Here is a 16,320-nt window from a genome sequence, read left to right on the forward strand (position 1 = left end):
TCCAGACTATTTTAAGAACGTTGGGAAATCGTCTTCAGTTTCATCATCATAATTTGATGTTGTATTATTTACTGAATGCATTGTTTGATGAGCGTGTAAAACGTCTTCTTCAAATGAAGTTTGAACTTTTGGTTCTTCAACGTGTGTTGATTTGTATAAACTTGAGCTTCTTAAATTTGCAAATGTTGAGCTTGCATTTGTTTTAGTTCCAATGTTTGGTGAAGATTTCATCATTTCCTCATCAAATCCTGTAGCAATAACAGTTACAACTAATTCATCTTTTTCAGTTAATTCTTTGTTTATTGCAACTCCAAATACAATATTTACTTCTGGGTTATCAATTGCTTGGTTAACTACATCAACAACGTCATAAGCATCATTTAATGAAATTCCTTCTCCACCAGTTACATTAACAATAACATCTTTTGCTCCTACAATAGCTGCTTCAAGCAAAGTTGAAGAAATTGCATCATTAGCTGCTAAATTAGCTTTGTCTGGTCCAGTTCCTAAACCAATTCCAAATAACGCATTTCCTTTTTTAGACATAACTGTTTTAACATCAGCAAAGTCTAAGTTAATTAAAGCAGGCACTGCAATTAAATCAGTAATTGTTTGAACACCTTGTTTTAAAATCGCATCAGCTTCTGCGAATGCCTCTTGAATTGGTTTTGCTCCAATAAATTCTAATAAACGGTCATTTGAAATAACAATTGTTGAATCAACATATTTTTTTAACTCAATAATTCCTTCTTCTGCAAATGTATTTCTGTATTTTCCTTCAAATCTAAATGGTTTTGTAACAATAGCAACAACTAATGCTCCTGTTTCTTGAGCGATTCTTGCTATAACTGGTGCAGCACCTGTTCCAGTTCCACCACCCATTCCAGCAGTAACAAAAATTAAATCAGCTCCTTCTAAAGCAGATCTTAATTCATTTTCTGATTCTAATGCAGCAGTTTTACCTACTTCTGGGTTTGCTCCAGCGCCTAAGCCTTTTGTTGATTTTTCACCTAAAATAATTTTATTAGGAACATTTGATCCTGCTAAAACTTGTGCGTCTGTATTTGCTATATAGAAATCAACACCATGTGCTCCTTGTTCAAACATTCTTGACACGGCATTGTTTCCACCACCACCAACTCCAATAACTTTTATCTTGGCTCTTTGGCTAAATTCTTGTGTATTATTGCTCATTTTTGATTTCTCCTTTTACGCTTCTACTTTATCTATTAGTATACCATCATTTTTTAAATATAAATGACTACTTGACATATTTTGGCCCTTCAATTCTTGAATAAAACCAAATTGCATATTAATTGGATTAATACTATTATTTTCAGATATATTTTTGATTTCATTTGGTATAACTTTATTTACAAAATTGCTTATCAATCCAAAACTAACGAAGTGATCACTGTTTTTGAAAGCTCCTATAATATTTTTTTTGTTCAAGTAATCAAATGATGATTTTGTATTTGAAAGTAATGTTATTCCATTTGGTATTTCTTGTATTAAACCAAAGTTAAAAACCGGTGTTACATTGAAATCAATTTTGCTTTTTGAAATAAATGATTCTTTGATTTCATTATATTTTGCTTTAACTCTTATTTTAATAATTCTTTGAATTTCTTCACCTGTTAAAGATCTTAAACCAAATTGAGTTTTAAATTTTAAAAATACTGATCTTAAAATGTTTTTTGATTCAAAGTTTATATTGTTATATAAGTAGTGTGTAACTACTTCAGCCTCTAATCCGAATTCTTTTGCTAAACTTTCAATAATATATTCCATTCCAAATGGTATTGAAGTGTATTCAACAAATGAACCTGATTTAAATAATCCTGCTTCAAGTTTATCATTTTTTCAATTAACCACTACAATATCAGTTTCATTTTTTCCTGCTCTATCAATTGAATTGTATAAAGCTTCTAAATTTGTCATGTAACCTGAAACATTTTCACCAGCTTTAGCTACTACATTTTCATGTGATTCATAAACTTTTTTGTAAATTGATTTAACTGCAAAAATAATTTCTAGTTCTTTTCCTTCAACAAAAATATCTTTAACATCATATTTTACACCATCAACTCTAACTTGCATTAATTCGGTTTGTAAATGTGATCCACTATAAGCTAATTGTTCTTTTTTAATTGCTTTCTTATAACAATCTTGAACAAAATCAGTAGTTATTAATGTTAAATTATCATGTTTAAATGGGTATTTTTTTGTTGTATAACTATATGTTGTACTAGGAAGAACTAAATAAACTTCATTATTTTCAAAACTTGAATTTGCTTTTGCTAAACTTTTGAAATTTTCTGCTATATTTTTTTTAATTTCAGGAACACTATTTGCTTTTATAACTCCATATTCATCTAAAAAAGCAGAATTATCTTGAGCATTAAAAGTATTATCAAAAATAGAAATTATTTGATTATTTAATATTCTATAAGCATTAATTTTTAATTCTTTTTCTTTAATTTCAACTGTTGTAAAAGTTTTATTTCTGTTAAGCATAATTCTTTACCTCTCTTATTTTTTCTCTATAACTCATAGTTTCGCGCTATGACTTCTGTTATTGTCTTCAACTTCTTTTTCTGTTGGTTTTAATGGTTTTTTAAATAATAATTTGTAATCTTTTGTAGATTCTAATTCATAGGGAAGATTATTTAAGTAATATTGTTGTTCATCAAGTGTATATTTTTTGAATATTTCTTTTACCACTTTTTCTTCTAAAGAGTGAAAAGTAATAACTACTACTCTTCCTTTTGGGTTTAATAATTGAATACTTTGTTCCAAAGAATTCTCTAGAGCATCCATTTCATTGTTTACTTTAATTCTTAAAGCTTGAAATGTTTTTTTAGCAGGGTGTTTTTGTTGATTTAATATTTTAAATGGTAAAGATTTTTTGATTACTGAAACTAACTCAAAAGTTGTATTTATTGGTCTTGAATTTACAATGTTTTTTGCAATAGATCTTGCGAATTTTTCATCGCCGTAATTTCATAAAATTTTTTCAATTTCAGTGTGAGAATAATTATTAACTATTTCATGTGCTGTTAATGAATTATTAGTCCTATCCATTCTCATATCTAGTGGACCATCAAATCTATAACTAAATCCTCTTTCAGCAACATCAAATTGTGGAGATGAAACACCTAAGTCATATAAAATACCATCAACACCAAATATACCTTCAATTGCAAGCATTGCAGATATATTTGCAAAGTTACCTCTTAATATTTTAAAGTTATCACTAACCTTACTTAATTTTTCAGTTCCTTCAATAATAGCTGTTTCATCTTGATCTATTGAAAATAACTTTCCTTGTTTTAGTCTTTTAAGTATTTCACTTGAATGACCAGCTCTTCCCAATGTGCAATCAACATATATTCCATCTGGTTTAATATTTAGATATTTAATGGATTCTTCTAATAATACTGGTACATGCTTTTCCATTATTTATTTAGCCCCTGATAAATTGTTTCAGCAATTTCTTCCATTTTATCGCTGTTTTCGTTTTGGTAATTGTCATACAATTTCTGATCTCATATTTCAACTCTATCACCCATACCAAGAATATAAACACTTTTTTCAATATTCGCTAATTTTAATAAATTTGAAGGTATTTTAATTCTTCCAATTTTATCAATCTCAACTTCATGAGTATTAGCTATAATTTCACGAGTTAACATTCTTGTCTCTTTGTTAAAAGAAGAAAGATTCAATATTTGCGAACTTCATTTCTCGAATTCTTCTTCAGTTCTCATTTCAAGGCTTCCTTCGAATCCTTTTGAAACATAAACTGTTGAGTTTAAAATCTTGTTTCTCATTTTTGAAGGGATGGTAAGTCTTTGCTTATCATCTAAATTATGATCGTAAGTTCCAAAAAATAACATACCACTTTCCCCCATTTCTTCCCACTTTATAAATATATAATACATTATTTATTTAATTTTGTTAATGTTTTTAAGTAAAAAACTAAAAAAAGCATAAAAAAAGATGAGGTAAACCTCATCATATTATTTGTTTTGAAATTAATCTTGAACAGATTTAACTTCTTTACCTTTATAGAACCCGCATTCTCTACAAACTCTGTGTGGTTTAATCATTGACCCACAGTTTTCGCATGAAACTAAATTAGAAGCTACTAAAGCTAAATGACTTCTTCTTTTATTTTTAGCAGATTTACTTGTCTTTCTAAATGGTACAGCCATTTTAAAACCCCCTTAACAATTTTTTATTTTTTCTTGAACTCATTCAATTTAGCTCATCTTGGATCTATTTTGTTTTGTTCATTCTTATAAAACTCTTCTTCAGACATAATTGTCCAACCAAAACCAGTCTTATTTATTATATCACTATTATTGGATAAATTAAAAGGTAAATTTATATTAATTTGCTCTATAACATAATTAATTATATCAAAATCTTCTCCAATAATTAAATTAGCTTGATCATTAATTGAATTTTGAAAACTATACTCGTCATTTCATTCAATTGAATCTGAATATTCAAACTCTTCACCGCTTCTAGCATCAGTTGCGTCAATAGTGAAATTAATCACTCCATTTACACTAACCGTTTCAATTGAGTTATTTCAATCAATATCTACATCATAATCTAAATATTTAACTTTTTTCGCTAAAGTATTGCTTAACTTAATAGAGTCTAAGTCGCTAACAACTTCGGTTAACTCTGTGTGACTATTTTTTTCAAAATATAATCTATTCATATTATCTTACTTTAATATTTAATTTTTTTAGATTATTTAAAGCGATATCAAAATCATTAGCTATTTCTTTTTCAGTTAATTGATGTTCCAAACTATTAAATGTTAATTTAATTGTTAATGAACTAATGTTTGCCTCTTTCATTTCTTTATCAGCATATTTATCAATAACTTTATATGTTGTTAAATATTTTAAATTTTTTAATAACTGACTAGCTATTAAATCAAATTTAATATCATTGCTTAATTCAAATGATATATCTCTTGATGATTGTTGGAACTTAGAAATTTCATTTGTAACATGTTGTTTGTTTGCAATCTCCAATAATAAATCTAAATTAATCTCACAAATAAATGTTGGATTAATTTTGTTTTCAGCTTCATAAGCAGGATTTAATTTATAAATAAATCCTAATTTTTTATTTTTAAATTTTACACAAGCATTAATGTAAGGGTGAATTTCATCAATTACTTTTTCTTCATAATCAAATGTAACATTCTTAATATCAACTTTATATAAATTTAAGATGCTTACTAAAATTGAACTAATATATGAATAATTAGCTTGAATGTGAATTTGTTGCAAGTCATCAGAAATTACTTCTCCTGATGTTGCAAAACATAAGTTTGATTGTCTAAAACCATTCATTGCAAAAATGTCAGCAAATTCAAAAAATTTAACTACTTTGTTACCATTATTTGCATTAAAAATAATTGTTTCTATCATTGATTTTGAAAGGTTATTTCTAAATGTTTCACGTTGACTTGATAATGGACTCATTAAAACAACTGGATTTTTAACTTTAAATAAGTTTCAATCTTTGTTTGATTTTTTATCAGTTAAAGAATAAGTTTTGATGTTATTAAATCCAGCACCTACTAAATAATCATTTAATTTATCTTTCAATTTTTTTTCTAAGTTTTTTGTTTTTGTAAATGTTACATATTCTAAAGGTTGCTCAATAATATTGTCATAACCATAAAGTCTTGCAATTTCTTCGCAGATATCATTTTTACCATATAAATCAGTTCTATTTTGATCAACAGTGAATGTTAATTCATCCTTTTTAATTGCTATTGAAATATCTAAAGTTCTAAATAAACTAACAATCTCTTCAATAGTGATCTCAATTCCTAAAACTTGTTTAATTTTTTCTAAAGTTATTTTATAAACATTATCATATGTTATTTTTTTAACTGAAGTAGTTATTTTTTCAACGCTTTCAATCATTTTATAATCATTCAGAATTTTTACTAGTTCTTCTATTCCTTGATCATAAAGATTTGGATTTAAAGGCTTTGCATATCTTTGAGTATCAATAGTGCTTATATTCAAATTTTTTTGTTGTTTACGCATAATAATTTGATCAAGATTTAACATAATAACTAAAATTGTATTTGTTGCATCTGTGACTTTAAATTTTTCTTCAGTTTTTAACCCTAGTATATTAACAATGTCTTTTCCAGATTTTAAAACAACGAATTCTTTTTCTTCAATTACTTGTTTTGCTAAAGTTAATTCTTGTTGAATTTTATCTGCATCAACTAAAATAAAAGGCTGTCCTGAAATTAAAGTTGCCATACTTGCTATATCTTCATATTTATTTTCACTTGTTTTAATATTTGAATGTTTTAGTCAAACATCATGTGAAGAATCCAATGGTGTGTTAGTATTTTTTAGACCAATAAATGTATGTGATATTGTATTAACATCAGCTTCAAGTTTTTTATCAATTTTAATTGAAACAGTGTTTGTATTTTTAGCAAATTTAATTTTTTGTTCAGTTTGCTTAATTTTTAAATCAAAGTAGTTAGCTATTTCTTTTACTAATTGCTTTGCTGCCAACGCATCGCTTCTATTTAAAGTTAAATCAACTTCAAAAATATAATCATCATAATTTAAAACTTCACTAATATTTTTACCAACCATTTCGCTCATATCTTTGTAAATTGAATTAATGTAGTAAACTTCAACTTGTTCTGCTTCAGTTAATATTGAATTTGATAATCCAATCTCATTAAATCCACAAAACATTCCTTCTGATACAATTCCCAAAATTTCTCTATTATCTAATTCTAATCCATTTGCTAATTTAGCTCCTGGTAAAGCTACAATTGGATATCTGTTAGCTTCAATGTTTCTAGAAGTAGACAAAATTGTAACGTATTTATTTTTTCCAATACGAGTTTTTGTTTTCTTTAGTTTAGTTCCTTCGATTGCTTCAACTGATTCAATATATCCAATAATTAATTTTGAATTTAATTTTGAAAAATCAATTTCTTGTTCAACTTCAAAACCTAATGAATTTAAACATATTGAAATTTGTTGATTTGAAATATTAGAAAGGTCTAAGTATTTCTCTAATCATTTTCTTGTAATAATCATAATTTACTTACTCCCCATAAAATTTAAATTGTTCTAAAAATTTAACATTATTTTCATATAAATTCCTTATATTTGAAATTCCAAATTTTAGCATTGCAATTCTTTCAATTCCTGCACCAAATGCTAAAGCTGTATTTTTTTCAGGATCCATTCCATTTAATAACATAACTTGTTCATTAATAATTCCTGAACCTAAAATTTCTATTCAACCTGAATACTTACAAATTGAACATCCTTTTCCTGCACACTTAAAACAACTTACATCAACTTCAACACTAGGTTCAGTAAATGGAAATAAACTCGGTCTTAAACGAATATTTACCTCTTCACCAAATAGTCTTCTACACATATATTTAAGAACTCATTTTAAATTAGCAAAAGTAATTTTTTTACCAATACATAATAAATCTAATTGCATAAATTGATGTGAGTGAGTTGCATCATCATCATCTCTACGATAAACATTTCCAATAGCAACACAAGCATAATTACCTTCATAATTTTTAGCTTCTGCCATTTGAGTTAAAACTCTTGCTGTCATGTGTGTACAATGAGTACTTAAAACAGTTTCTTCGTCAATGTAAAATGTATCTTGCATATCTCTTGCTGGGTGACCAACAGGTAAATTTAATTTTTGGAAACAATATTCATCGCTTTCAACATCATTACCTTTTAAAACATCAAAACCAATCTCTGTAAAAATCTCTGTAATTTCTTCAACAACAATATTCAATGGGTGTTTAGTACCAAAATTTGCTAATGTTCCAGTTAAAGAAATATCAATTTTTTCACTATTTAACTTTTTATCTAATTCAGACTTCTTAATTTTTGAAATAAATTCATCAATTGTGATACTTATAAATGTTCTTAATTCATGACTTGCAATTCCTATTGCTTGTTTATTTTCAACATCTGAATCTTTTAAAGATTTCAAAATTTGACTTAATTCTGATTCTTTACCCAACAAATTTTTCTTTATTTTTTCGGCTTCTTCGATTGTTTTAATATTATTTAAATCAGAGACAAATTTTTCTTTGATCTTATTAATTTTATGTATCATAAAAACTCCTTCAATTATTCTATTAAAGCCAATTTCTTTAAATTGACTAATTCAAATTCTTTATCTTTTATATTTTGCTCATATGCTTGAAAAACAATTCCAATAACTTGGTTATGAGGTTCTTCTTTTAATAATGCTTTAATTTTTTTAAATATAAATTTTTGAAAATTTAATTTAAACTTTTCAATATTAAATTGAAAATATTTTTCAGAATCAAAGTTCTTATTATTTAATTGGATTATTTCTAAACTTTCATTTCAAAAAATAATTTGTTCAATCAATACATCATTAATGAAGTCTTTTGATGAACTATATACAAAAACTAAAAATTCTTCATATATATTGTAAATAATTTTATCATTTTTAATTTCTAATAGATAGTCTCAAAGTGTTTGGTCTACTTGTTTAATAAAACTTCTAAGCTCATCGGTAATTTCATTAAACTTTGATAGTGTGATATTTTTAAAATCATTTTTATATTTCATATTTAAATATTTTAAAAATTTAGGCTTTGAAATTATTTCAAATAAACTTGCGAATTCTCATGTAAAGTTTATACCAAAAACCTTTGAACTTTGTTCCTTTTTCATTTTAGTATTTTGAAAATTTTCAATAATATTATTTTTTACTTGCATTTATTCTCCTATGCTAAACTTGTTATTTGTGTTAAAGGATTTCTTTTAACTTGTTTATTTGATGCATATCAACCAAATAATAATACAACTGACATTACGGTTAATGTTATTAAAATTGTTTTTAAATCTACAGTCATAAATATATATACACTAAATTTACCTGCTATTCATGTTAATAATATTTTTCAAAAAATTACTGAAGCAACATAAGATACAGCAAATGAAATTAAAGCACCAATTGCATAACTACCCATAACAACTCAATTTATTTCTTTATCTGTATATCCTAAGGCTTGAAGAGTTAAAATAATCACTTTAGCTTCTTCAACAATAATTCCAATAATAACCACTAGAATAATTGCTAATAAAACTGTTGTTAGCAAGACAAACATTAGCATTATTCTATCTACTATTTCTGTTGCCTTATTAATAACTAAGTTACTTAACACAAAAGAAGTTGTTGAACTTTGAGAAGAAATTCCTAAAATATAAGGATTTACAATTGATTTTAAATTTGTAGTTACATTTGGATTTATTGAATTTGTGTACTTAAATACATTTCTGAATATATCTAAAGTTATAGGTTGATCCTCATTAATTAAAATAGTTGAATTTTTTTCAATCAACTTTAAAGATAATAACATTTCTATAAAATTGGTATTTGAATCAAAAGTTAACATTAAATTTTTTGAATATAAACTTGCAAATCTTGTTGGTAAGTTTTCATCATAGAATTTAGCTTTAAAATCTTCTCCGTTTATTCAAATATTATCTGAGCCTAATTTTATTGTTTCAGCTCTGTTAATTCCAACAACTCTTAATTGAACATCTATAGGATTTAATGTTTTTGTTTTAAAACTAATAATGTCATTAATTTTTATATTTTGGTTTCTTGCCATGTTATAAGGAATGATTGCATTTACAATTTGAGTACCTTGATTTTCTTGAGATGAATTTTTGAATCTTTCCATTTCAGAAGTTGAAATATCTTGAAAATTAAACATTTCCTCAAAACTACCATATTTATTATCTTGAGTATTTACTAATCTAGCATAAACATCTAAATCATCATATTCACCGCTTTGTGTTAAACCAACTCAATCAAATAGAACTTCATTATTTTTATCATACATAACATTATTAATGTTTAGCATATAATTGTTTTCATCATAATTTTCAAAATCAGTCAATTGTGTTGTTTGAAAAACATTTTTTGCTGCAATTGATAAATTAGAAAAATTTAAAGCAACCAAGTTTGATCTTATGTCAGTTTCAAAGTAATTATCAAACTGCGTTAATAATCAATTTTCATTTAAATTTCTTTGTTTTGTATCATAAATGTTAAATTTATTTATTAATTGATTTGTATAAAGTTTTTCATAAGCCTGAGTTATGTATTCATCTTTTAAATTTGGAGAATACAATTCTTCAATTTTAATTATTTCATTTGGTTTACCCATGATTTCTTGTAAGACTGAAATTGTTAAATCAATTTGTGCAATTTTTAAACTATAAATATAAGAAAGATCTTTTGAAAAGATATGTTTTATATCTCTAGGTGTCATTGAAATCAAATTTAGAACTTCTAAGTCTTGATTTTTTGAATTATTTAAAGTTGGAATAATCTCTTTTGTTTTGCCTGTTTGCTTGATATCATTAACTGCTTTTATAAATTGATCATTAGTTGAGTTCAAATTAAATGACATGATTGTTCCTACAAAACTGGAATTACTTTCATCTTCTATTGTCAAATTATTTGTTTTAGCATTAAGCATGTTATTTAAAATAAAATACATTTCGCTTTTAGGCAATAAGAAATCAACTTTATCTTGTGTGCTTAATGACATAAAGTAATTATTTGTCATTTGAATTACAGCATCAATTTTAAATCTGTATTCTTCGCTTGAATTGACATTTAAATATTCATTTGTATTTTCGTATTCAGAGTAATCATTATAATCAAGACTTGTAGTTTCTGTTTGATATTTATAATTATATTTTTTTTGTCCTTCTTGAATATCTAATTTGGCATTTGAATTTCATCAATTGTAAAAATGATCAGTTTTTTCATTATAAACAGCAAAAGATTGATTTAACATTTTTGTCATTAAGTTCTGAGCGCCAAATAATAAAATATAAGTAAATGAAGCACAAGCAAATAAAGTTTGAACTGTATAAAACTTTCCTCGTGAAGTTCTAACAAAAGCTCTTCTTAACCTTCAATTAAAAAACTTTTCCCCTTTAAAAACTTTTTTAAATAGAAAGTTTTGTTTAATATTTACTTTTGTTTTCCTTGCACTAGCCATTAAAGATAAAACTGGTTCTTTTATATATAATATTGTAGTTATATAACTTATTGAAATAAATATACTTGGAATAATAATAAATAAGAAAAATAAGAATAATGGACTTACATAAATAGAACTAAATTCTATTGCAATAGTATTTTCAAATGCCTTAGCAGCAAATAATTGAATAGGTATTGAAATAAAGAATCCTAAAAGTAAACTTATAAAAAATAAAATACCGGTTTTAATTGAAAAAATTCAACTTAATTCACTTGTTTTATAACCAAAAGATTTGAATATACCTAATTGTTTTCTAGTTTCATTCATTTCTTTTTTAAGTTGAAAATTAATAAATAAGAATGCTAAAATTAAAATAATTGATCCTAGCACAACATTTATAATAATTCTTATTTGTAAATTTTCTAGTGCCTTTGCAACTTTAGTTTCACTTCATTTTATTCAGCTTGTTTCCAAGTTAGAAAATATTTTGACTTCTGATTTTTCAGAATTTTTAAATGTAAATAAATCAAAAGGTCTTTCAGTAACATTATCACTACTTTTAATTTTTAATTCTAAATTGTAAGCTGCTTCATTATTTAAAATATTTCATGAATAATTTCTAAATTTATTAATAAATTTTTGATTTAAATAAATAAATCCATAATTTTCAATGCTTTGAGAAAAAGCAGAAAAATTATTCCCGGGAACATAATCATCAAATGTTTGACCAATGCCTACAACTTTAACCTTAATTTTTTCTTCTTTTGCAAAAAATGATTCAAATGGTAAAAATGTTAATTTAGGTAAAATTAAATTTAGCGCAATATTGTTTGATTGAGATATTGGCATTTCAATTTCGTCGCCAACTTTAATATTGTTATGACTTGCATATCCAGAAGATATTACAATCTCTGGAATTTTACCCAACCCTCAATTTTCTGTTTTATTTGAATTATTTGATTTTTTATCAAAAATAATATTGTTAAAACTTTTAGTTGAATCTGCTTTTATTTCAAAAGTTTGTGAATTTGTTAAAAGACTAGAACCAGAACTTTTAAAAACAAAATTTTTATTTATATCTATTTCATAGTCTTTATTAATTTCTTTATTTAAAATTTTGTCAAAAACAAAAATTCTATCATCATGTTGGTATTTTTCATTACCCAATATTTTTGAGTACTCTGAATTAAATAATGTATAACTTGATATTTTTATTGAAGTTGGATTTCATGTAGACAATGATTTTAAATAACTTTCCTTAATTATTTGAACTAATCCTTGTATATTATTAATATTTACATTTGAAGAAATATTTAAATTAATTCCATTTACATAAGAAAAATTAATTATTCTATATAGTGTTGAAAATGCAATACTTGAAATTGTTGCATAAATATTAGTTTCATCATCATTTTCTAAAAAATTCTGTATATCAATCAAACCTAATTCAATAGATTTTTTAACATGAAATTGAAAAATTTCTTCTTTTGTCGGATAAAAATTAATTTCAGATGTTTTTTGATCATCAATTTTCAATTCTAATGCTGATGAATTAGCTGATATTCTATATTTAACTAAAGCTGCATTAACTTGAGATGTCATTCTTTCTTTTTCTTCATTTGAAAAATTATTTCAATCTTGATAATATTCTGCATTTTTTCCTGATACATTTAATGTGTTTGATCATAATTTTGCATTTAATATTTTAATAAATTCAGAGTCTAAATATTCATCAGCATAATTAATTATAAAGTCCTGACTATAGTTTAAGTCTTGTTGAGAAGACGAAAAGTTTGAATTATATGAAATATTTTCCTTTTGTGCAGAGTTCATTTTTGTATAAACTTGTAAAGGAGTTGCTAGCATTCCAATTACTGATGCAGCTAAAGTAACAATAAAGATAATCATGAATAGTGTTGACAATCAATTTTTAAAAAATGTTTTCAAATAACTTTTCATTATTTTGTTCATTTTATCACCTTAAACTCCTTATTATTTTTATATATATTTTATCATTTTAGTATAAAAAAAGAACCTTAATGGTTCTTTAATAAACTGGCAGCGTTCTATTTTCTCACAATGCAATATTTTCGACGCTATAGAGCTTAACTTCTGTGTTCGGTATGGGAACAGGTGTGACCTCTATGCTATGACCACCAGATCATTTTTATAAATTGTTCTCTGAAAACTGGATACTAGATGATTACATATTCAATTGCTTCTTTTTTCTAAAATTCTCTCGATCTATTAGTAATGGTTAGCTTAATGCCTCGCGACACTTACACATCCATCCTATCAACCTCATAGTCTATAAGGGATCTTACATTCTAAAGAAATGGGAAAATTCATCTTAAAGGAGGCTTCTCGCTTAGATGCCTTCAGCGATTATCCGTTCCACACATAGCTACCCTGCTGTGCCACTGGCGTGACAACAGGAGCACCAGAGGTGTGTCCATTCCGGTCCTCTCGTACTAGGAACAGCTCTCTTCAATTTTCCTACGCCCACAACAGATAGGGACCAAACTGTCTCACGACGTTCTGAACCCAGCTCGCGTACCGCTTTAATGGGCGAACAGCCCAACCCTTGGAACCGACTACAGCTCCAGGATGCGATGAGCCGACATCGAGGTGCCAAACCTCCCCGTCGATGTGAACTCTTGGGGGAGATCAGCCTGTTATCCCCGGGGTAACTTTTATCCGTTGAGCGACGGCCCTTCCACTCGGGACCGCCGGATCACTAAATCCTACTTTCGTACCTGTTCGACTTGTAAGTCTCACAGTCAATCACACTTATACTTTTGCGCTCTATGCATGATTTCCAACCATGCTGAGTGTAACTTTGAGCGCCTCCGTTACATTTTAGGAGGCGACCGCCCCAGTCAAACTACCCACCAGACACTGTCCTTAACCCGGATAACGGGTCGAAGTTAGAAATCCAATATAACGAGGGTGGTATTCCAAGGTTGACTCCACTGGCCCTAGCGGTCCAGCTTCAAAGTCTCCCACCTATCCTCTACACGTTATACCAAATTTCAATATCAAGTTATAGTAAAGCTCCACGGGGTCTTTCCGTCTAGTTGCGGGTAACCGGCATCTTCACCGGTACTAAAATTTCACCGAGTCTGCAGCCGAGACAGCGAAGGGATCATTACGCCTTTCGTGCGGGTCAGAACTTACCTGACAAGGAATTTCGCTACCTTAGGACCGTTATAGTTACGGCCGCCGTTCACCGGGGCTTCAATTCGAAGCTTCGCTTGCGCTGACTTCTCCTCTTAACCTTCCGGCACTGGGCAGGCGTCACCCCCTATACTTCGTCTTACGACTTAGCAGAGAGCTGTGTTTTTGCTAAACAGTTGCCCCTCCCTCTTCACTGCGGCTCAACATAGTTGAGCACTCCTTCTTCCGAAGTTACGGAGTTATTTTGCAGAGTTCCTTAGCTACAGTTATCTCGCTTACCTTAGGATTTTCTCCTTGACCACGTGTGTTCGTTATAGGTACAGGCTACTAGTTATTAAGTTAGAAGCTTTTCTTGGAAGCGTAGGGTCATGTACTTCGTTACTAGGCGAACCGTTCACTCCTCATAACACTTCAGCGTTTAATACAACACGGATTTGCCAATGTTGCCGCCTTTGTGCTTAACCCAGGACATCCATCACCTGGGATACACTACCTTTCTCCGTCACTCCATCACTAACTAGCAGGTACAGGAATATCAACCTGTTGTCCATCGACTACGCCTTTCGGCCTCGCCTTAGGTCCTGACTAACCCTGGGTGGACGAACCTTGCCCAGGAAACCTTGGTCAAACGGTATGAATGATTCTCACATTCAAACGTTACTCATGCCGGCATAATCACTTCTAATCGTTCCACCAGTCCTCACAGTCTGACTTCATCACAATTAGAACGCTCCCCTATCACTGTATTAAAATACAATCCGTAGCTTCGGTATTAGGTTTAGCCCCGGTACATTTTCGGCGCAGAATCACTCGACTAGTGAGCTGTTACGCACTCTTTAAATGGTGGCTGCTTCTAAGCCAACATCCTAGCTGTCTGTGCAATTCCACATCCTTACACACTTAACCTAAATTTAGGGACCTTAGCTGACGATCTGGGCTGTTTCCCTCTCGAGCATGGACCTTATCACCCATGTTCTGACTGCCGAGTATCCGACAATGGCATTCGGAGTTTAATTCTATTCAGTACCCCTAGGTGGGGCCATCATAGATTCAGTGCTCTACCTCCATTGTGGTAAACCTCGACGCTATACTTAAATATATTTCGGGGAGAACTAGCTATCTCCGGGTTCGATTGGAATTTCACCGCTAGCCACAAGTCATCCGCGGTCATTTCAACGAACGTCGGTTCGGTCCTCCATTTGGTTTTACCCAAACTTCAACCTGCTCATGGCTAGATCACCCGGTTTCGTGTCTAATGCAACGTACTAAACGCCCTATTAAGGCTCGCTTTCACTACGGCTCCGCATATTCTGCTTAACCTTGCACGATACATTAACTCGCCGGCTCTTTCTACAAAAAGCACGATATCACCCATTAACGGGCTCTATCTTCTTGTAAGCATATGGTTTCAGGAACTATTTCACTCCCCTCTCGGGGTACTTTTCACCTTTCCCTCACGGTACTGGTTCACTATCGGTAAAATGGGAGTATTTAGGCTTGCCGAGTGGTCTCGGCGGATTCCGACAAAATTTCACGTGTTTCGCCGTACTCAGGGTACATCTACGAGATCAACACATTTCGTATACGGGGGTATCACCCTCTATGCCGTTACTTCCCAGTAACTTCTACTATATGTTGATTTTGTAACTCTAAAAGATGCCCTACAACCCCAGCCCGTAGACTGGTTTGGCCTGTTCCGCGTTCGCTCGCCGCTACTAACAGAATCACTATTGTTTTCTTTTCCTCTTGGTACTAAGATGTTTCAGTTCCCAAGGTTCCCTTCTCATAAGCTATGTATTCACTTATGGATAATACGAGATTAATCGTATTGGGTTTCCCCATTCGGACATCACCGGATCAAAGCTCACTTCCAGCTCCCCGATGCTTTTCGCAGGTAATCACGTCCTTCTTCGGCTCCATTTTCCAAGGCATTCACCATATGCCCTTACTATTTTTTAGAAAAAATCTTAAAGCAATTGATAATTGATTCAGTAAAATTATTTTTATTTGTTAAAAATTGTTGATTTATTTAATCTTTTACA

The 16,320-nt window shown here is 29.1% G+C and carries 10 protein-coding genes and 2 rRNA genes; all 12 read right to left on the minus strand.

The genetic code is table 4. The annotated features are described in order from the left end of the window. Positions 1-6: 6 nt before the first annotated feature. A complete protein-coding gene (gene ftsZ, locus CK556_RS02220; RefSeq protein ID WP_027875680.1) occupies positions 7-1,194 on the minus strand; it encodes a cell division protein FtsZ in 1,188 nt (395 codons plus the stop codon). A 15-nt stretch (positions 1,195-1,209) separates the two neighbouring features. Continuing rightward, positions 1,210-2,517 (minus strand): hypothetical protein, encoded by a 1,308-nt coding sequence (locus CK556_RS02225; protein ID WP_027875679.1) that lies wholly within the window; start codon positions 2,515-2,517, stop codon positions 1,210-1,212. Positions 2,518-2,532: 15 nt separating this feature from the next. Further along, positions 2,533-3,459 (minus strand): 16S rRNA (cytosine(1402)-N(4))-methyltransferase RsmH, encoded by a 927-nt coding sequence (rsmH, locus tag CK556_RS02230; RefSeq protein ID WP_027875678.1) that lies wholly within the window; start codon positions 3,457-3,459, stop codon positions 2,533-2,535. Then, complete coding sequence (mraZ, locus tag CK556_RS02235; protein WP_051412768.1) at positions 3,459-3,914, minus strand: division/cell wall cluster transcriptional repressor MraZ; 456 nt, start codon at positions 3,912-3,914, stop codon at positions 3,459-3,461. Before mraZ ends, rsmH begins: the two co-directional genes overlap by 1 nt. A 123-nt stretch (positions 3,915-4,037) precedes the next feature. Then, a complete protein-coding gene (gene rpmF, locus CK556_RS02240) occupies positions 4,038-4,217 on the minus strand; it encodes a 50S ribosomal protein L32 (protein WP_011183295.1) in 180 nt (59 codons plus the stop codon). Between the two features lie 23 nt (positions 4,218-4,240). After that, positions 4,241-4,735: a YceD family protein gene (locus CK556_RS02245; protein WP_027875676.1), complete on the minus strand. Its 495-nt coding sequence runs from the start codon at positions 4,733-4,735 to the stop codon at positions 4,241-4,243. Position 4,736: 1 nt separating this feature from the next. Continuing rightward, positions 4,737-7,118, minus strand: coding sequence for a phenylalanine--tRNA ligase subunit beta (gene pheT, locus CK556_RS02250; RefSeq protein ID WP_027875675.1), 2,382 nt, complete (start codon positions 7,116-7,118; stop codon positions 4,737-4,739). A gap of 7 nt (positions 7,119-7,125) precedes the next feature. After that, complete coding sequence (pheS, locus tag CK556_RS02255; RefSeq protein WP_027875674.1) at positions 7,126-8,178, minus strand: phenylalanine--tRNA ligase subunit alpha; 1,053 nt, start codon at positions 8,176-8,178, stop codon at positions 7,126-7,128. A 14-nt stretch (positions 8,179-8,192) separates the two neighbouring features. After that, positions 8,193-8,813: a hypothetical protein gene (locus tag CK556_RS02260; protein ID WP_027875673.1), complete on the minus strand. Its 621-nt coding sequence runs from the start codon at positions 8,811-8,813 to the stop codon at positions 8,193-8,195. A gap of 8 nt (positions 8,814-8,821) precedes the next feature. Further along, a complete protein-coding gene (locus CK556_RS02265) occupies positions 8,822-13,072 on the minus strand; it encodes an ABC transporter permease (protein ID WP_027875672.1) in 4,251 nt (1,416 codons plus the stop codon). 82 nt (positions 13,073-13,154) lie between these two features. Further along, positions 13,155-13,262 (minus strand): 5S ribosomal RNA (rrf, locus tag CK556_RS02270). A gap of 65 nt (positions 13,263-13,327) precedes the next feature. Beyond that, positions 13,328-16,237 (minus strand): 23S ribosomal RNA (locus CK556_RS02275). Between the last annotated feature and the right edge of the window lie 83 nt (positions 16,238-16,320).

Origin of the sequence: Mesoplasma chauliocola (genome assembly GCF_002290085.1) — a bacterium.
Classification (GTDB): Bacteria; Bacillota_I; Bacilli_A; order Mycoplasmatales; family Mycoplasmataceae; genus Mesoplasma; species Mesoplasma chauliocola.